Annotated in this window: 1 pseudogene; it reads left to right on the top strand. The window is 41.5% G+C overall.

What is annotated here, in order from left to right:
* Window positions 1-197: pseudogene (locus CP367_RS10800) on the top strand (hypothetical protein); the annotation flags it as partial.
* Window positions 198-294 lie beyond the last annotated feature (97 nt).

Below are 294 nucleotides of genomic sequence, written 5' to 3'. Positions count from 1 at the left end.
CGTCCTGCTATACATTGAAAGAAGAAAATAAAAAAACGATCGTCATCACTCAGGGTATCGGCCATGGACTTGGAATGAGCCAGAATATGGCCGAATCCATGGCGAAAGAGGGAAAAGACTACAAAGAGATTCTGAATTATTTTTTTGAAGGAACTGTCTTAAAAGAAGTTGCGGAAATTTTGAAAGACACAGAATAAGCTTCCTGGTTTCTGGCAAAGATAATGCCAGAGGTGATGAAGATGAACAACAATAAGCGCGCTCCTAAAAAACGTCGGGGAGCAAAAATCGGGCTGG

The organism is Lactobacillus sp. UMNPBX16 (assembly GCF_002553775.1).
GTDB classification, from domain to species: domain Bacteria; phylum Bacillota; class Bacilli; order Lactobacillales; family Lactobacillaceae; genus Lactobacillus; species Lactobacillus crispatus.
This window is presented reverse-complemented; position numbering and strand designations above follow the sequence as displayed.